This window comes from Gilliamella sp. M0364, from assembly GCF_016100565.1.
GTDB lineage: Bacteria > Pseudomonadota > Gammaproteobacteria > Enterobacterales > Orbaceae > Gilliamella > Gilliamella apis.
Genome location: NZ_JACFSF010000005.1, coordinates 77,468 through 95,562 on the forward strand (window position 1 = coordinate 77,468; position 18,095 = coordinate 95,562).

14 protein-coding genes, 1 pseudogene and 1 riboswitch are annotated in these 18,095 nt (G+C 35.9%); of the genes and pseudogenes, 6 read left to right on the plus strand and 9 right to left on the minus strand.

Annotation, left to right across the window (positions count from 1 at the left end; genetic code table 11):
• Positions 1-99: 99 nt before the first annotated feature.
• The 5 genes and pseudogenes from H3U96_RS08085 to rne all read right to left on the minus strand — a co-directional run.
• Positions 100-912 carry an ATP-binding cassette domain-containing protein gene (locus H3U96_RS08085; RefSeq protein WP_065578390.1) on the minus strand — a complete coding sequence of 271 codons (813 nt, stop codon included), beginning with the start codon at positions 910-912 and terminating at the stop codon, positions 100-102.
• A 21-nt stretch (positions 913-933) separates the two neighbouring features.
• Positions 934-1,923, minus strand: coding sequence for a putrescine export ABC transporter ATP-binding protein SapD (sapD, locus tag H3U96_RS08090; protein ID WP_065578391.1), 990 nt, complete (start codon positions 1,921-1,923; stop codon positions 934-936).
• A gap of 2 nt (positions 1,924-1,925) precedes the next feature.
• Positions 1,926-2,786 carry an ABC transporter permease subunit gene (locus H3U96_RS08095; protein ID WP_198196236.1) on the minus strand — a complete coding sequence of 287 codons (861 nt, stop codon included), beginning with the start codon at positions 2,784-2,786 and terminating at the stop codon, positions 1,926-1,928.
• Positions 2,779-3,708: an ABC transporter permease subunit gene (locus H3U96_RS08100; RefSeq protein WP_198196238.1), complete on the minus strand. Its 930-nt coding sequence runs from the start codon at positions 3,706-3,708 to the stop codon at positions 2,779-2,781. Before H3U96_RS08100 ends, H3U96_RS08095 begins: the two co-directional genes overlap by 8 nt.
• A 95-nt stretch (positions 3,709-3,803) precedes the next feature.
• Positions 3,804-6,461: pseudogene (gene rne / locus H3U96_RS08105) on the minus strand (ribonuclease E); the annotation flags it as partial.
• Between the two features lie 741 nt (positions 6,462-7,202).
• Here rne and syd point away from each other — a divergent pair.
• The 5 genes from syd (at position 7,203) to gluQRS (ending at position 11,301) form a co-directional block, all read left to right on the plus strand.
• Positions 7,203-7,736 carry a SecY-interacting protein gene (gene syd, locus H3U96_RS08110; protein ID WP_086356831.1) on the plus strand — a complete coding sequence of 178 codons (534 nt, stop codon included), beginning with the start codon at positions 7,203-7,205 and terminating at the stop codon, positions 7,734-7,736.
• A gap of 129 nt (positions 7,737-7,865) precedes the next feature.
• Positions 7,866-9,041, plus strand: coding sequence for an amino acid aminotransferase (locus H3U96_RS08115; RefSeq protein WP_198196242.1), 1,176 nt, complete (start codon positions 7,866-7,868; stop codon positions 9,039-9,041).
• A gap of 257 nt (positions 9,042-9,298) precedes the next feature.
• Positions 9,299-9,784 carry a 2-amino-4-hydroxy-6-hydroxymethyldihydropteridine diphosphokinase gene (gene folK / locus H3U96_RS08120; RefSeq protein ID WP_198192912.1) on the plus strand — a complete coding sequence of 162 codons (486 nt, stop codon included), beginning with the start codon at positions 9,299-9,301 and terminating at the stop codon, positions 9,782-9,784.
• A 135-nt stretch (positions 9,785-9,919) separates the two neighbouring features.
• A complete protein-coding gene (gene dksA / locus H3U96_RS08125; RefSeq protein WP_065578398.1) occupies positions 9,920-10,375 on the plus strand; it encodes an RNA polymerase-binding protein DksA in 456 nt (151 codons plus the stop codon).
• Positions 10,376-10,410: 35 nt separating this feature from the next.
• Positions 10,411-11,301: a tRNA glutamyl-Q(34) synthetase GluQRS gene (gene gluQRS / locus H3U96_RS08130; protein ID WP_198196244.1), complete on the plus strand. Its 891-nt coding sequence runs from the start codon at positions 10,411-10,413 to the stop codon at positions 11,299-11,301.
• On the opposite strand, the gene moaA is transcribed toward gluQRS, so the two are convergent.
• Positions 11,281-12,255: a GTP 3',8-cyclase MoaA gene (gene moaA, locus H3U96_RS08135; RefSeq protein ID WP_370545639.1), complete on the minus strand. Its 975-nt coding sequence runs from the start codon at positions 12,253-12,255 to the stop codon at positions 11,281-11,283. The two genes, gluQRS and moaA, sit on opposite strands and share 21 nt — an antisense overlap.
• Positions 12,253-12,376: riboswitch (molybdenum cofactor riboswitch) on the minus strand. (Overlaps the previous gene by 3 nt.)
• Positions 12,377-12,724: 348 nt before the next feature.
• Between moaA and ppnN the strand changes: the two genes are divergently transcribed.
• Positions 12,725-14,101 (plus strand): nucleotide 5'-monophosphate nucleosidase PpnN, encoded by a 1,377-nt coding sequence (ppnN, locus tag H3U96_RS08140; protein WP_065614640.1) that lies wholly within the window; start codon positions 12,725-12,727, stop codon positions 14,099-14,101.
• Between the two features lie 94 nt (positions 14,102-14,195).
• Here the strand turns inward: ppnN and radA are convergent, their stop codons facing one another.
• The 3 genes from radA to rsmB form a co-directional block, all read right to left on the minus strand.
• A complete protein-coding gene (gene radA / locus H3U96_RS08145; RefSeq protein ID WP_086356835.1) occupies positions 14,196-15,572 on the minus strand; it encodes a DNA repair protein RadA in 1,377 nt (458 codons plus the stop codon).
• Positions 15,573-15,581: 9 nt separating this feature from the next.
• Complete coding sequence (gene serB / locus H3U96_RS08150) at positions 15,582-16,556, minus strand: phosphoserine phosphatase (protein ID WP_086360351.1); 975 nt, start codon at positions 16,554-16,556, stop codon at positions 15,582-15,584.
• 233 nt (positions 16,557-16,789) lie between these two features.
• The gene (rsmB, locus tag H3U96_RS08155) at positions 16,790-18,079 is read right to left on the minus strand and encodes a 16S rRNA (cytosine(967)-C(5))-methyltransferase RsmB (RefSeq protein WP_198196246.1); all 1,290 of its coding nucleotides are present in this window, start codon (positions 18,077-18,079) and stop codon (positions 16,790-16,792) included.
• Positions 18,080-18,095 lie beyond the last annotated feature (16 nt).

The window sequence follows — 18,095 nt, forward strand, 5'->3', positions numbered from 1 at the left end:
AAAAAATTTGTCGAGTATTTATTGAAAAATAAATAGAATATTTTAAACAAAATCAGAATAATAACTGAGTTATTTGGTTAATTCTGCTGCAAAATAAAACTAAAAAGCTCGAGTATCTGTCCGCCAAGTATCGGCTGTTAGTGCTTCACCAAAATAACTATTGATAAGCTTTTGAGTAATGTCACTTAGTGGCGAAGCTAAAACTTCGGCAGTATTACCATATTCGACCACTTCACCATTATGCATAACAATAATTTGGTCACTAATATGTTTCATCATACCGATATCTTGTGTGACATAAACATAAGATATCTGTTGCTCTTCTTGTAATGACAACATTAAATTAACAATTTGTGAACGCATTGAAATATCTAATGCAGCTAAAGCTTCATCAAGAATTATCACTTTCGGTTTTAAAATTAGAGCTCTAGCTAAAGCGACTCGTTGTTTTTGGCCTGCAGCCATCACTGACGGATAATAAGAGGCATGTTCCGGCAATAAACCTACTTGTTTTAAAACATCATTAATCAATTTTTCTCGTTCGTGAGCGTTATAATTGGCATTGCGTTTAAGTGGAATTTCCAGTAATTGACCAATACGAAGCCGTGGATCAAAAGAACTTTCCACATGTTGGAATATCATGCGAATCAGTTGTGAACGATGCCCATAATCACCATATTCAACTTTGTTACCATCAATCCAAATATCGCCACTATCTGGTTTAATCATACCAACCAGCATTTTAGCTAATGTCGATTTTCCGGAACCATTTTGTCCAATTATGGCTAACGTTTTCCCTTCATTTAGCGAAAACGACAAGGGTTTAACGGCATCAATTTGTAAATGACCAAAGAGTCCTTTAGGGATTTTAAATCGCTTTGATAAATTTCGGACTTTTAATATTGGGTTCATTAACTATTCCTATATCTCAAACTACTCATCAGTATTTAATGGAAAATGACAGGCTACCGAATGATCTTTGATTGGGATAAGTTCTGGAGCTTGTATACATTTTTTTTGTGCATAAGGACAACGAGGCCCCAATCGACAACCAATGGGTAAATGTTCCAATGATGGAATAACGCCAGGTAAGGTATTTAAAGGGCTTTTATGAGGCATCGCTTTACCAAAATCAGGAATAGCATAAATCAATGCCTGAGTATAAGGGTGATAAGGTGATTTAATCAAATCTTCACTATCAGCAACCTCAACAGTTTGTCCGCAATATAGGACATTGATACGGTCTGTCCAGCGAGTAACCATTTGCAAATCATGGCTAATCAATAAAATAGTTGTCCCCATATTTTGATTCATACTCGCAAGCAAACGAAATATTTGCGCTTCGGTGGTCGCTTCCATGGCATTGGTTGGTTCATCGGCAATAAGTAATTTAGGTTGATTAGCTAATGCTATAGCGATCATCACTTTTTGACATTCGCCTTCCGTTAATTCAAATGGGTATGATTTAAGTATTTCTTTATGATCTTTAATCCCAACACGATGTAGTAACTCAATTGCGCGATGCTTACGCCAAAACAGTCGTTGCCACCAATGTCCTTTAAATGTTCTTCGCGGAATAGCCTCAATTAATTGTTGGCCGATTTTCATAGACGGATCTAAACAAGATTGTGGCTCTTGGAATACCATGGATATATTATCACTAATCACTTTTCGCCGTTGTTTCGGTGTCAACTTCAATAAATCAACATCATTAAAATAAAAGCGATCAGCAGAAATCTTCCAATTATGATTAGTGACACCAAGTATCGCTTTAGCAATTAAACTTTTACCTGAACCTGATTCACCAACTAGACCTCGAATTTCACCTTCTGATAGTTTTAAATTGACGCGATCAATCGCCCGTAGCAGGCCATCAGGAGTAATAAACTCTATAGTTAAATTACGAATGTCTAATAGTGCCATGATTAATGCCCTACTCGCTGACCATATAACCCAAAATTGAATAAGTAAACCAAAATAATTGTAACAGAGACGGCGATTCCTGGAGCTAAAAAGGCCAATAAATTAACATCCATTATATCTTTCATCTTAAACATCATCATGCCTAAATCAGGTCGAGAAAAATCATTCGCAAAGCCTAAAAACGTAATGGTTGTGATAGCTAAAATAACCGAACCAAATAAAGACACTATCTCAGTCAAATAAACCGGTAGGATATTAGGTACAATATAATGATTTAAAATAGAAAATGAAGATAAACCATCAAGTCGATAAGCTGTGATGTAAGTTTTATTCCATTCTTTAATAACACGTTGATGGATATTATAAATAAATCTTGGTGCATAAGATAAACCAATAATCACTAAGATATTGGTAATATCATCTTCTAATAGCAAACTAATTACAATCACACCCAATAATGGTGGCACAACCATAAAGAATCTAAAGATAAATAAGATAAACGGTCGAATAAATGAAACAAAAAACATCAAATAATTAATCACACCACTAATGATAATGACATAAAAAACCGCTTTTAATGTCATTGAAATAGTTGACCGATAGCCAATCAATAAAAAATCGAAAATATCTTGTCCCTGAGCCGTTGTTCCTAATATATGATTGATATCACCAGTCGGCCACCAAGCGGGAGGCAAAGAAGCGACATATACTGGATTTAAATGAGCATGAAAAAACCATTTAGTCGATAATGCAATAAAAGCAATTGCTAAAATCCCATAAAAGCTGACAATCAGATATAAATTGCTATGAAGTCGATGAAAGCACGAATTTATTCGCTTACCTAACTGAATTATCCTAGACATAATGTTCCTTATGACGTAATGGATAAATAGCAATAGCCGTTATCTCACCTAATAAAGTTAATAAGCTAATTACTGTTCCACAAGCAAGGATTGCTATCGAAATAATAAAATAATTATGATTACGATAAGCCAACATAACCCATTGGCCAAGACCAACACGGTTAAACAAGATTTCAATCACCATCGTTGAAAATAATAGAGTCGTTGTATTATATGTCAACTGTGGGATTGTCGCCGGAATTGAATTTGGTAATAAATGTCGACGTAAAATCTTAAATGGTGAGCGCTCGCGTATAATTGCCATTTTAATATAGTTTTGCCTTGAGGTATTTTTAACATTTTCACTGACTAATTGAATAGTCATAATGCTTGGCTGAATCGCTAAAATGATTGTTGGCAAAAGTAAATAATGCAGTTGTTCCAAAATTGCCGGTAATTTGTCTGCTCGCGATGAAAGAATAATATCTAATAAAGAACTCCCCGTTACTGATATTGATATATCGAAGTTCATTGACATTGGCAATGTTGATGAAAGATAAAACATCACTAATGCTGCTAACATAACAATCGGACAGGAATAAAAGATTAAACAACCTAATCGAATTGTGGTATTTAGCCAATTTATATTACTTAAACCAAGAAAAATTCCTAACGGAATACCAATAAATAACGCAACAAGTAACGCTAAAATACAAAGCTCAAATGTCGTTAATAACGTATCGAAAAAAGGAACGGTTTCACCAGATATTAACTTAAATTGACCTTGCAATAGTTGCTTAAAAAAAGCGCTATATGCATCAATAAAAGTTAAATCACTAAAAATAGATTGAGGAACAAAATAAACCAGACAAAAGCTGATCTGGGCAAGTACGCAGATAATAAATAAAAACGTCACTATTTTTTTTAAAATATAGATAATCATTGTTTATCTTTATCGCTTTTATGAGTTAAGAATAACGGTGACATTTGTCACCGTTATTTATCTATACACTACTCAGGTATAACCGGTTTACTTGCGGCTGCATAAGCGTGATCTTGTGCACTTAAGCCACCCGCGTTACCTTTACCTTCATAATGATAATCTAACTCTTCTCGAGTTTTTATCCCACTATTAGATTCTACATAATCTGGAGCAGGAGCCTTTGTCATCACTGATGAAGAATAACCAGCAGTCGTTTCTGTTGCAGGCATAGTGACGACTTCATCTGTCTGCGGTTTATTTTCTTGAACATCAATATCAGCTTGAGAGCTTGTTGCTGCTACTTTTGGTTGTTGTGGTTTTCGGTCACTAACAACCGCTTTTTCAGCACTATTAGTATTCACCTCATCTTTAATTACGATTGGTAATAAAAGTGAAGGAATGACTGGTACATCGTTATTTGGTTGTTCACTATTCACTTGACTATAATCAACCGCTACCCGACCTAATGCTAGCTCTAAAGACGCAGCAGCAAATGACAACGGCACTGGCGACTGTTTTAGTTCAGTATTTTTACTACGACGTTTGGTACGCGGTGTATTCATACGCAAATGTCGAGATGTGCGTCGTTGACGTTTTGGTTGTGATTCGCCAACAGCTTTATTTTCACCTGTTTCTGGAACAATAATTGGTAACAATAAAGAAGGGATCACAATACGCTCTTGTTCGTTCTGAACTGGCGCATCACTATTTTTGACCCGAACACTCTTAGTTAAGTTTCGTGGTTGTCTGCGTGGCTTAGCTTCTTTTTGTTTTGGTTGTGCAGTCTCATTAACTACTTTATCTGCCTTGATATTATTCGTTGTATTGGTGTTGCCATTGTTATTTTGTTTGCTACGACGATTATTACGTGTCGGCTCTTTAACTTCTTCAGTAGTTGTATTATTTGCTGCAGCTGCCGCATTATTGTTACGATTATTACGTTGACGTCGATTATTTGAACGTTGATTGTCTCGTCGTCTATTTTGCTGAGGCTTAACTTCAGGTTTTGGAGCCTCTTTTTCAGTAACAAATAGTTGGCGAATCTTTTTAAACAATCCACTAAATAAACCTGTTGATTTCTCAACTTTCTTCGGCTCAGCTTTTGCTTTTGGCGCTTTGCTTGCTTCTACTTTAGGGCCAGATAATACTGCTTCTTCTACTACCAATTCAGCAACTTGATCTTCTTCCTCTTCTTCAAGCTCACGAATCAACTTAGGTAAATTGTAGCTTAATACATCGGTCTCTTCACCACGACGTTTACGGATGACTTTATAAAGAGGTGTTTCCATCTCTTCATCACCAGCAATAACGATTTTAACATCTGGATGCATTCTTTCGATATTGGTAATGGCTCGACGTTTTTCATTAAGCAAATAACTTGCAATTGGTACCGGCACAATCACGTCAATCTGCACGGTATTATCTTTCATCGCTTCTTCTTGAATTAAACGAAGAATTGATAGTGATAATGAATTATTATCACGAACCGTACCTGTTCCTTGGCAACGAGGACAAATATGGTGAGTAGCTTCACGCAACGAAGGGCTTAAACGTTGGCGAGACATCTCAAGTAGACCAAAACGAGAAATACGTGTGGTTTGAATTCTTGCTCGGTCAGTTTTCATCGCCTCTTTCAAACGATTTTCGACTTCACGCTGATTACGGATTGGCGTCATATCGATAAAATCGATCACAATTAAACCACCTAAATCACGTAAGCGTAATTGACGAGCAATCTCTTCCGCTGCTTCAAGGTTAGTATTAAATGCAGTCTCTTCAATATCGCTACCACGGATAGATTTCGCTGAGTTGATATCAATAGCGGTTAATGCTTCGGTCGCATCAATAACAATAGAGCCACCAGATGGTAATCGAACTTCACGTTGAAATGCTGATTCAATCTGCCCTTCAATTTGGAAATGATTGAATAATGGTACATCACCCTCATAAAGTTTTAGGCGACTAACATACTCAACTCGGCCTAAATCAGCTAATCGTTTTTTAGCAATTTCAAGAACTTTTGGATTATCAATGAGAATATCACCGACATCATCACGCAAGTAATCACGGAATGCGCGAGTAATAATATCGCTTTCTTTATGGATTAAACTTGGCGCTGGATGATTTTTAGATTCATTTTGAATCGCAGTCCAATAGTTGACTAAAGCATTCAAATCCTGTTGCAACTCTTCTTGGCTTTTACCAACACCAGCGGTTCTAGCAATAACGCCCATACCTTTTGGCTTTTCCAACGCATCAATAATACGCTTAAGATCAGCACGCTCTTCACCTTCAATTCGACGAGAAACACCACCGGCTCTAGGATCATTTGGCATTAAAACTAAATAGCTACCAGCTAAACTAATATAAGTCGTTAAAGCGGCACCTTTTTTACCACGAATTTCTTTTTCTATTTGAATAAGAACTTCTTGGCCTTCTTGTAAATGTTTAATACTACGACGACCAGAGATATTGGAAGGGAAATAGCTTTCAGCAATCTCTTTTAGAGGTAAAAAACCATCTCGTTCACCACCGTAAGAGACAAATGCAGCTTCTAAACTAGGATTGATTTTAGTGATTTTGCCTTTATAAATATTGGCTTTTTTTTGTTCGTGACCAAGGCTTTCGATATCTAAATCATACAAGCGTTGGCCATCAACAAGGGCAACACGCAGCTCTTCTTGCTGGGTTGCGTTGATTAGCATTCTTTTCATTATTCTACACTCTTCATTAATCTAAATTAACTGTAGGTAGAATTTTATTATTAACAATAACCGCTTATTTTAACAATGATAAACAATAGTACTTACTTAAATATTTTTTATACCGTATTCATTATTTTATTTGTGTTATTTTTGTTATTATTTTATGTGAAATCAGTATAACTTATCCAACATCAATACACTTTTTAGAGGTAATATTACATTCAAAACACCTATACACTTTTTGAACACCACTAAATATACAATTATTGATATTATTTCAATGATGAGTTTGCAAATTCTATTCTTCTACAATTTAACAAACCACTAAATCTTTATATGATTGTTTAAAATAAACATATTAATTAATTATAATAATTCTACTTACGCTATTTTATTTTGACAAACTGTAATGTCTAACGCCATTGCTGCATTACATGGATAAAATATCCATGTCTATTATTCACGTTTCAGCAACGGATAGCAAGCAAATTAAACTGACTATTTTATAAACAATTTAATGCTGGTTTTGTACTACCCTAAAATTAGACTGAAAATACAATAAAAAAAAGCTTTGATCACTAATTTTTCATCATTTAATTGTCGATAAATTCGGCAAATTTTTTACATCGATTTATAACGCATTTTATGAATTTAAAAACTTAACTTTAACAATTGTGTATATGCCAATTTGATCCGTATAATATTAAACAACTATCGATTATAAAATGAACTATGAGATAATATTTAGTTATGGAAGCGCCTGAAAAAATAGCATTGATTGATTTTACCCAGCGTTGGATCGCTCAATTTGAAAAAGCTCCACAAAGTGAAGAATTACACGGTTTACCCTCGCCTTGCATTATCAAAACTGAAAATCTTGCCGTTTATTGGCAACCCTTTTTACTTAATCCACCAAGAGATTTAACCATCGCAGAACAAGTTATTAACATCAGAATCCACCCAAGTGCACATATATTTTACGGCACACAATATGCTGCAAATCTGACAGCAAAATTTGCTGACGTTAATTTAATTTTGTTACAAGCGTGGAATGATGATGACTTTTCAAATTTAGAAAAAAATTTAATTGCTCACCTATCGCAACAAAAAAAATTAAAGCGAACGCCGACCATTTTTATCGCCTCAACCAATGAAGATACTGAAATCGTCGCATTAAATAATTTGACAGGCGAAGTGGTTAAAGAAGATTTAATAACTGGGCAATTGACAACATTATCATCTAATTTAGCAACATTTCTTGAAAAACTTATCGTTATAGCATAATAATTAGCTTTCGATAATTACTAAGCTGTGGTAAAAATGAGGCTCAACCTCATTGTGGTTTACAAATTGTAACTTGCCAAACAATGTGTATATAATGCAATAAGTGTCACTAAAAGAAATAGGTAACTTATGTTTGAATATTTATTAGCAGCACCGGCAGATCCTATTTTAGGCTTAGCGGATCTCTACAACAAGGATGAACGCACCAACAAAATTAATTTAAGTGTTGGTGTCTATAAAGATGAAACCACCAAAACACCTATTTTAGAAAGTGTAAAAAAAGCTGAGCATCTATTGCTAGATGATGAAACCACAAAAAGCTATTTACCCATTGATGGTGTTAATTCATTTAATATTGCTACTCAAATCTTACTGTTCGGTAGTGAAAATCAACGAGCGAGAACTGCGCAAGCCCCTGGCGGAACCGGTGCGTTGCGCATTATGGCAGACTTTTTATCTCGCCGTACGAAAATAAAACGAGTTTGGATAAGCAATCCATCGTGGCCTAATCATCGCAGCGTTTTTCAAACTGCAGGATTAGAAGTTCGAGAATACCGTTATTATGATGCTCAAACTCGAAGCCTAGATTTTGATGGTTTAATGAGTGATTTGAATCAAGTTATTGCCGGTGAAGCAGTGCTATTTCATGGTTGCTGCCATAACCCTACCGGTATCGATCCGACTCCAGAACAATGGCAAACAATTTCAGAGTTAGCCTTAAAAAATGGTTGGTTACCACTATTTGACCTCGCTTATCAAGGGTTTGGTCAAGGTATAGAAGAAGACGTATATGGACTTAGACTGTTTGCGAATAATCAACCTGAACTACTGATTGCTAGTTCTTACTCAAAAAATTTCGGTCTATATAATGAGCGTGTTGGTGCATTCACTTTAATTGCAGCTGATCGCGAAATTGCCGATCGAGCATTTAGTCAGGTCAAAACTATTATCAGAGCCAACTACTCTAATCCTCCAGCTCATGGTGCTAAGATTGTCTCTTATATATTAAACAATGCTGAATTAAAAGAAGAGTGGATTGATGAATTAACTGGCATGCGTCAACGTATTCATCGTATGCGCCAACTATTTGTGAAAACGCTACAAGACAAAGGCGCTAACCAAGATTTTAGTTTTATTGCCAAACAAAATGGTATGTTTTCATTTAGTGGTTTAACTGAAGAACAAGTACTTAAATTGCGTAATGATTATGGTATTTATATTGTTAATTCGGGACGAATCAATGTTGCCGGAATGACTATCGATAATATGTCTAGACTTTGTGAATCAATTGTCGAAGTTTTATAGTATAAACTAAAATAACGTATATTCTTCATAATTGGATGTGTTTATGGTTTAATTGAACCAAATTCACATCCAGTTTTTAGTAAAAATATCATAGAAAAATAACAATAAATAGATAGTTATAAAACTCAAAAAAAACGGCTCCTCAATTTTTTTCAAAAATTTAATTGAAACATTATTCTATTTCCTTTATTAGTTACTAACTTGTTTATATGTTAAAATATCACTATGTTTTAACATCACCTCAATTGAATCTAATTATGTCAATTTGTTATATTGCCTTAGGCAGTAATCTTAACGATCCATTAGAACAAACTAATCAAGCTATTGCAGCCTTAAAACAATTACCTGAAACAGTTGTTTCTGATATTTCACCATTTTATCGTAGCAAACCATTGGGACCACAAGATCAAAATGATTATCTCAATGCAGTCATAAAATTAACCACGTCTCTGACACCAATAGCACTATTAGATCATTTACAAGCCATTGAGAAGTCACAAGGTAGAGTCCGTAAAGAAAATCGTTGGGGAGCAAGAACATTAGATTTAGATATATTGTTATATGATGACTTAGTTATAAATACAGAAAGGCTTACCATACCACACTATCATATGAAAAAGAGAGAATTTGTACTTTATCCTTTATTTGATATTTCACCTGATCTGATATTACCTGATAACGATAAGCTGTTTAATTTATTAACAAAATGTCCCATGAATGGATTAAAAAAATGGCATGAATAATTAATCTTATTAATAACCATATAGTTGTAAATTTTTATGGTCTAAATGCCAAAAAATAATAAAAAAAATTTGCCAAAGCCTAAATTATTGCTATAGTTTACCGCTCGCAAATAATCTGTACTTAAGGGGATTGCTGTGAAAAAGGAACAAAAAGTAAATACATCTTCTCTTAGCCTACTTGCTATTGCAGGGCTTGAGCCTTATAAAGAGGCAAAAGGTGAGGAGTACATGAATCCTAAGCAATTAAAACATTTCAAACTTATCTTAGAAGCATGGCTGTCACAGTTACAAGGTGAAATGGGTAAAACAGTTTCTCACATGCAAGATGAGGCTGCAAATTTCCCAGATCCGGCTGACCGCGCTACTCAAGAAGAAGAGTTTAGCTTAGAATTAAGAGCGCGTGACAGAGAACGCAAATTGATCAAAAAAATTGAAAAGACATTAAAGAAAATTGAAACCGATGATTTTGGTTTTTGTGAATCATGTGGTGTTGAAATTGGTATTCGTCGTTTAGAAGCAAGACCGACAGCTGATTTATGTATCGATTGTAAAACATTAGCTGAACTTCGTGAAAAACAAATGGGTATATAATTTCCATTTAAACCGTTGTTTTATTCAATACGCCCATGCAATATATTGGTCGTTTTGCCCCCTCACCATCTGGACCATTACATTTTGGTTCTTTGGTGACGGCTCTCGGTAGTTACTTACAAGCCAAAGCCAATTTTGGTAAGTGGCTTGTTCGCATTGAAGATATTGACCCACCACGGCAAGTCAAAGGCGCCGCATCGTTAATATTAAAAACCTTAGAGGCTTTCGAGCTGTATTGGGATGACCAAGTTTTATATCAATCAAATTGTAGTGAGCGTTATCGAGCCGTACTACAATCACTTATTACTCAGCAAAAAGCTTATTATTGTGATTGTACTAGACAAAGGATCCATAATCTTAGCAATGGGATATATGATGGCTTTTGTCGTGAGCGACATTTAGCATCCACTAGCCAACAGCAATGTGCTATTCGATTAAAGCAAAGTCAGCCAGTTTTTTCTTTCGATGATAAAATTCGTGGTCAACAAACTATTGATTCCGCTAATGCTTTAGAGGATTTTATTATTCATCGTAAAGATGGTCTATTTGCTTATAATTTAGTTGTAGTATTGGATGATAATTATCAAGGAATAACTGAAATTGTTCGCGGCGCTGATCTACTACCAGTTACCGCTAAACAAATTTCGCTTTATCGATTATTTAATTTTACTATCCCCAATTACTGCCATTTACCATTGGCTTTAGATAGTCATGGTAATAAACTGTCAAAACAGAACCATGCTAGCCCGATTGATAGTAAAAAAGCGAATTTATTAACCGCACAAGCATTACAGTTTTTAGGTCAACAATTACCGGAAAGCTGGCAAGATGCCTCACAAACACAGTTATTAGCTTGGGCAATCACCCACTGGCAAATTAACCAAGTACCGAAACAAAACCAAGTGTTAACCACCGATATAAGATAAATTAGGTGAGATGCCTAGATTATGCTCATGTAATAAATGTTTTTCCGGTTTTATTAATAGCGAAGCTAACACTCGTGCCTTAAGTTGTGCTTTCTGTTCTGGACTGCTTAGCAAATCTCGTAAATCAACTGCGGCATCACCAAACAGGCAATAATGAAGTTTACCAAGCGATGAAACTCGTAACCGGTTGCAACTTTTACAAAAATCCTGCGAATAAGGCATAATTAGACCAATTTTACCTTTATAATCACTATGAGCATAAACTTTAGCAGGACCAGATAATGCCTCTTTTGCTTGTAACTGCCAACCTTGTTCAATAAGTTGAGACTCCATCGCTTGACCAGCTAAATGATAGTGATTAAATAACTGACGGCTTTCGGTTGTCTCCATCAGTTCAATAAAACGTAATTCTACTGGTCGGTGTTTAATCCAAGCTAAATAATCATTCAGATGATCATTCATATTTTTCATTAGAACAGTATTAATTTTAACTTTCTCAATACCAACATCTAATGATTTTTCAACTCCTTGCATTAACTCTTGCAGTTTATCTTGGCCAGTTATTCGTTTAAAAATATATGGAGAAAAACTATCAATACTAATATTAATAGCGTTAAGCCCAGCTTGTTGCCAATAATAGACATTTTTTAATAATCGTGAACCATTGGTAGTAATTGCCAATTGTTTAATACTTGGATAAGCCGAAATAATTGACAAAATATCCATAAAATCTCGACGCAAAGTCGGTTCGCCACCAGTTAAGCGAATTTTATGCACACCGAGTTCGGTAAATGTTGATATGACATTATCAATTTCATTTAACGATAAAAATTTATGATCTTTATTAGGTCGATATCCATTAGGTAAACAATACTGACATTGAAAGTTACATAGTTCAGTAATTGATAAACGCAAATATTGAAAGCGACGCTGATAATTATCCACTAATTGCATATATATAATAAACACCTTATCCAAATCGGGAAGCATAGCCATTTCTGAGCTATACCGCGGCTAAATTACCATATGAATAATATTATCACTTAGGCAAAGTAGCTTCAGAGTTTGGTTTAGTCTAGCATAGCGTTTATTTTTTGACTATGGACAATTATTTAATATCAATCTAATAAAAAACAATTTATTTTTATCTATGATCCTACATGGTTATTAATATACTCAGTATCGATAACGCTAAGCCAATCAGGTAATTTAATAACTAAAATTGCGATAATTTTTTACTATAATGATATTTAAATCATTGGTTAATGTAATATTGAAAAATTCAATTTGAAAAAATAGTTACATATTTTCATGTTAAATTAATTTAATTGATAAATTAGGTTATTATCAGCTTTACTTATTTTTTATTCTGTTTGAATATATAATGATTTTTTGTCGATAAAACCGTCAAATGGAGGTTGTGATGATTACCCATATTAGTCCATTAGGATCAATGGATTTACTTGCACAAGCAGAAGTCGATATTCTGAAAAAATCAGCAAATAGCGAACTATACCAATTATTTAGAAATTGTTCACTAGCCACACTAAATGCAGGTAGCAAAACTGATAATACTCAAGAATTATTGGATAGATTTAAATCTTTCGAAATTAACGTTATCAGCAAAGAACGAGGGGTCAAATTAGAGCTTATTGATGCTCCTGAAACAGCATTTGTCGACAAAAAAATTATTCGCTCCATTCAAGCCAATCTATTTGCGGTGTTGCGTGATATCCTGTTTTTAAATAGCCAAATTAGTGCAATTAAACATTTGGTGCCTAATGATAAATTGGAAAAAGAACACTCCTATTACATCACCAATCTTGTTTTCTCAATTTTACGTAATGCCAATGCCTTACATGTGGGTGAAGAACCTAATTTAATTGTCTGTTGGGGTGGGCATTCCATTAACGAAAGTGAATATTATTATGCTCGTCAAGTTGGTATGCAACTAGGACTGCGCGAACTCAATATCTGCACAGGCTGTGGTCCGGGAATTATGGAAGCCCCGATGAAAGGCGCTGCTGTTGGTCATGCACAACAACGTATCAAAGATAGTCGTTTTATTGGTATGACCGAACCATCCATTATTGCCGCCGAACCACCAAACGCATTAGTTAATGAGCTGATCATTATGCCTGACATTGAAAAACGACTTGAAGCGTTTGTGCGTATGGCTCATGGTATTGTTATCTTTCCAGGTGGCCCAGGTACCGCGGAAGAATTACTTTATATATTGGGGATTATGCTCAATCCTGCCAATAAAAATCAGACTTTACCAATTATTTTGACTGGTCCCAAAGAGTGTGAAGATTATTTTGCGGCGATTGACCAATTTATCCGTAACACCTTAGGTGAAGAAGCGACTAAGCTGTATGAAATTATCATTGATTCGCCGGAACAAGTCGCTCGCATCATGAAACATGGCGTCAAACAGGTTAAATCATCACGTTTAGCAACTGGCGATGCTTACGGATTTAACTGGTTACTTAAAATCGATGAATCATTACAGCATCCATTTGAACCAACCCATGAAAATATGGCATCACTTAATCTACATAAAAATCAACCTGTTGAAATGTTAGCAGCTGACTTACGTCGAGCTTTCTCAGGTATCGTAGCCGGTAATGTTAAAGAATTCGGTATGAAGCAAATTGCCGAACATGGCCGCTATAAGTTACAAGGTGATCCAGAGATTATGAAACAATTAGATAATTTACTGCTTAGCTATGTTAAACAAGACCGTATGAAGCTACCTGGAGGTAGTGCTTACCAACCTTGTTATGAAATTTGTTATTAACGCTAAAATTAAATAACTTCTTTTCCGCCGATAGTTAAATTCTAAGACTAAATTGCAGAATTAAATCGGCGGAATATTTTCAGCAAGAAAAACCCTACAAATCACTTAAAATATCTAGTGCTTCAGATACTTTCTTAACCGCAAAGATCTGCATATTTTCTGGTTTCTTTTTCGGCATATTGGCAATAGGTACTATCGCTTTTTTAAAGCCATGTTTAGCCGCTTCAGAAATACGCTCTTGGCCACTTGGTACTGGTCGAATTTCACCACCTAGTCCTATTTCACCAAAAATTACCACATCTTGTGGCAAAGGCCGATTGCGAAAACTCGATACCAATGCGGCAATTAATGCTAAATCGGCACTGGTTTCGGTTACTTTTACCCCACCGACAACATTAACAAAAATATCCTGATCGGCCATTTGTAAACCACCATGACGATGTAAAACAGCCAATAACAGTGCCAATCGGTTCTGATCAAGCCCGACAGTTACTCGCCTTGGATTGCCATAAACAGAGTGATCAACTAATGCTTGGATCTCAACTAATAATGGCCGAGTGCCTTCCCACAGCACCATTACTGAACTACCAGATAGCATCTCTTCACCACGACTTAAAAAGATTGCTGATGGATTACTAACCTCTTTCAAGCCTTGTTCGGTCATGGCAAACACACCAAGTTCATTTACGGCACCAAACCGATTTTTATGGCTACGCAAAGTACGGAATCGAGAATCAGCATCGCCATCGAGTAAAATCGAGCAGTCAATACAGTGTTCAAGGACTTTAGGCCCAGCCAGTGATCCATCTTTAGTCACATGGCCAACCATGATAATGGCAATTCCTTTGGTTTTGGCAAACCGGGTTAAATAAGCTGCTGTTTCACGAACTTGTGCCACACTACCCGGTGAAGATTGAATATCAGCAAGATGCATCACTTGAATTGAGTCGATAACCATTAATTTGGGTTGAGACTGTTCGGCCAGTAAACAGATCTGCTCAATACTTGTCTCAGACAACATATTAATATTATCAGTTGGTAAACCCAAACGGTGGGCACGCATTGCCACTTGTTGTAGTGATTCCTCACCAGTAACGTAAAGCGTATTCATTTGTGCCGAAAGTTTACTCATGGTTTGCAATAGCAAAGTACTTTTACCGGCACCGGGATTACCACCAATTAAGATAGCACTACCCGGCACCACACCACCGCCTAGTACTCGGTCAAATTCAGAAAAACCGGTTGAAAATCTTGGTAAGGCCTCAAGACTAATTTCAGACAGTTTTTGGATTCTAGTTTGCCCGGCGCCACCTGCATAACCGGTTAATCGATCATTGCGTGATGAGGAACTGGCTAACCTCACTTCAGTAATAGTATTCCAAGCATGGCAAGCACTACATTGACCTTGCCAACGAGGATAGTCGGCGCCACAATCATTACATACATAAGCGCGCTTTACTGTTTTGGCCAAATTTTTCTCCTAACCTTCACTTAATAAACTGGTAGATAGAATGCACCATAAACCAGTTAAATCAGCATAATTGATACTAATTTTTGCTTTTTCAACCACTTTCGGCTTGCCGTGATAAGCAACCCCAAGTCCAGCAATTCGAATCATCATTAAATCATTGGCACCATCGCCAATCGCAACAGTTTGTTCAATCGGAATATCTAAAGAAGCAGCCAATTGTTGTAACATTCGAGCTTTATATTTAGCATCAACAATTTGCCCTATCACTTTACCAGTTAACTGGCCTTTTTTAATTTCTAACTCATTAGCATGAGCAGCAACCAGTTTCAACTTCTGTTTTAAATGGTCAGCAAAATAGGTAAATCCTCCAGAAACAATAGCAACGTGCCAATTTTTTTTATGTAGCTCTTTAACTAAACAAGTCAATCCCGGCGTTAGCGGTAGTGTTTTTTTTACTTGCTCTAAAATATCTTGTGGAGCACCAGTTAACGTCGCCACGCGTTTGCGTAAGCTGGAGGCAAAATCAAGTTCACCTCGCATAGCAAGTTCAGTAACTGCAGCAACTTGTTCACCCACACCTTGTAGCTTTGCCAACTCATCAATACATTCAATACCAATAGCTGTTGAATCCATATCCATAACCAATAGGCCAGGAGAATGTAAGGTTGGTAAATTATCTATTGGTGCAACATCAATCCCTAAGCTTAACGAAATCGATTTGGCTTTTTTCGGCATTACCCCTGCAATACGTACAATTTGATAGGTTTTAATTTTCCATGAAGAAACCACAACCATCGGCATTGCCAACTGTCTTTGAAATTTTGACAGCAAGGTTTTATTTAACTTTTTACCATAAATAATCCAACCAGTTTTTCCGGCATTGTAATCTAATGGAACTACTTCACAACCATTTAAAGATAAAGGTAAACCTTGCCAATATTGTATATTTTCGGGGAGATCACTATAGGTTAATGTGTAAGCCATATTTCGAGAGTCTTAAAAGTGCAAAACAGATTCGGAATTTACCATATCTGCCAAAGATTGTCCAAGTAACGATGATAAGATGTTATTGATTAAATTTTATCGCTTAAAAAACCCCGTTCCTCAAAATTTTTTGAGTAAGAATTTAATTCATCATTAATCATTGCAAATCAACTAACAATTAAAAAGACAAAAATGACAACTAAACGCCTTCACCCCATAAACATAACTAATAACTATTCTTTCCTTAATACAGCATAGAAAAAACCGTCACCAGCCAATTCAGTCGGTAAAAACTGTCTTAGCTCCCCCTGCTGTTTGGCATTAGGATTTTCTTTTAAAAAACGGCAAATCTGTAATTTATTTTCTTCTGGTAATACGGAGCAAGTGGCATAAACTAAAGTGCCACCTGTTTTTAAATAAGGCCAGATACGTGTCAAAATAGCATATTGTAGTTCGGTGAGCTGAGCGATATCGCTATCACGTCGTAACCATTTTATATCAGGATGACGACGAATAACCCCGGTAGCCGAACAAGGTGCATCAAGCAAGATGCGATCAAACTGACGCCCATCACACCATTTCTTAGGGGTTAAACCATCACCAACTTTGACTTGTGCATGTTGTTTTAGGCGTGTTAAATTTTCATCAATTCGTTTAACTCGGTTGGCATCAACATCTACAGCTAATACATTAGCTGTTGGCGCAAGTTCTAAAATATGGGTGGTTTTACCGCCAGGAGCGGCACACATATCTAAAATTTGCTCGCCATTTTTAGGTGCTAATAGATAAGCCGCATATTGTGCTGATAAATCTTGTACGGTTACCGCTCCTTCAGCAAAAAACGGTAACTTAGTCACATTTACCGCCGTAGTTAAGCGAATAGCACAAGGGATATCAGCAAAAGACTCGGAAGCAATCTGTTGTTTTTCAAGTAATTGTTGGTATTCACTAACCGAATAATGGTTAAGATTAACTCGTAACCACATAGGTGGTTTCTGATTATTCGCATTAACAATTGCTTGCCACTGCTCTGGATAAGCTGATTTTAAACGATTTAATAACCAACTAGGATGTAAGGTCTGACTAATTTGTTGTTTACTATCTTGCTGAAATTTTTGTTTTAATGATGCCTGTTGGCGTAAAAATTCACGTAAAACGCCATTAATCACGCCTTTTAATTGCGGTTTTTTTAAATCATTAACCGCACCTACTGTTTCACCTACAGCGGCATGTTCAGGAATTCGGGTATAAAGAATTTGGTACAATCCAGTTAACAATAAGTAATGTAAAATTCTATTTTTCCCAGTTAAGACCTTGCTCATTAAGTTATGAATATAGAAATCCAGTTCTGGTAGCACTCGCATTACACCAAAACAGATCTCTTGCACTAGTGCTTTGTCTTTATCAGCAACTTGATGATTCAAAGAGGCTAAAGCCGTACTAAGTGATTGTCCTTCTTCAAGTACCGCAAAAATAGCTTTTGCACAAAGCGCACGAATATTTCGGTATGACTTTTTATTCATAACTAATAATAGCCTT

Coding starts and splice junctions, on each gene's coding strand:
- H3U96_RS08085 (WP_065578390.1), bottom strand. CDS start 912: ATGAACCCAATATTAAAAGTCCGAAATTTATCAAAGCGATTTAAAATC.
- sapD (WP_065578391.1), bottom strand. CDS start 1,923: ATGGCACTATTAGACATTCGTAATTTAACTATAGAGTTTATTACTCCT.
- H3U96_RS08095 (WP_198196236.1), bottom strand. CDS start 2,786: ATGTCTAGGATAATTCAGTTAGGTAAGCGAATAAATTCGTGCTTTCAT.
- H3U96_RS08100 (WP_198196238.1), bottom strand. CDS start 3,708: ATGATTATCTATATTTTAAAAAAAATAGTGACGTTTTTATTTATTATC.
- syd (WP_086356831.1), top strand. CDS start 7,203: ATGGAAGCGCCTGAAAAAATAGCATTGATTGATTTTACCCAGCGTTGG.
- H3U96_RS08115 (WP_198196242.1), top strand. CDS start 7,866: ATGTTTGAATATTTATTAGCAGCACCGGCAGATCCTATTTTAGGCTTA.
- folK (WP_198192912.1), top strand. CDS start 9,299: ATGTCAATTTGTTATATTGCCTTAGGCAGTAATCTTAACGATCCATTA.
- gluQRS (WP_198196244.1), top strand. CDS start 10,411: ATGCAATATATTGGTCGTTTTGCCCCCTCACCATCTGGACCATTACAT.
- moaA (WP_370545639.1), bottom strand. CDS start 12,255: ATGCAATTAGTGGATAATTATCAGCGTCGCTTTCAATATTTGCGTTTA.
- ppnN (WP_065614640.1), top strand. CDS start 12,725: ATGATTACCCATATTAGTCCATTAGGATCAATGGATTTACTTGCACAA.
- serB (WP_086360351.1), bottom strand. CDS start 16,556: ATGGCTTACACATTAACCTATAGTGATCTCCCCGAAAATATACAATAT.
- rsmB (WP_198196246.1), bottom strand. CDS start 18,079: ATGAATAAAAAGTCATACCGAAATATTCGTGCGCTTTGTGCAAAAGCT.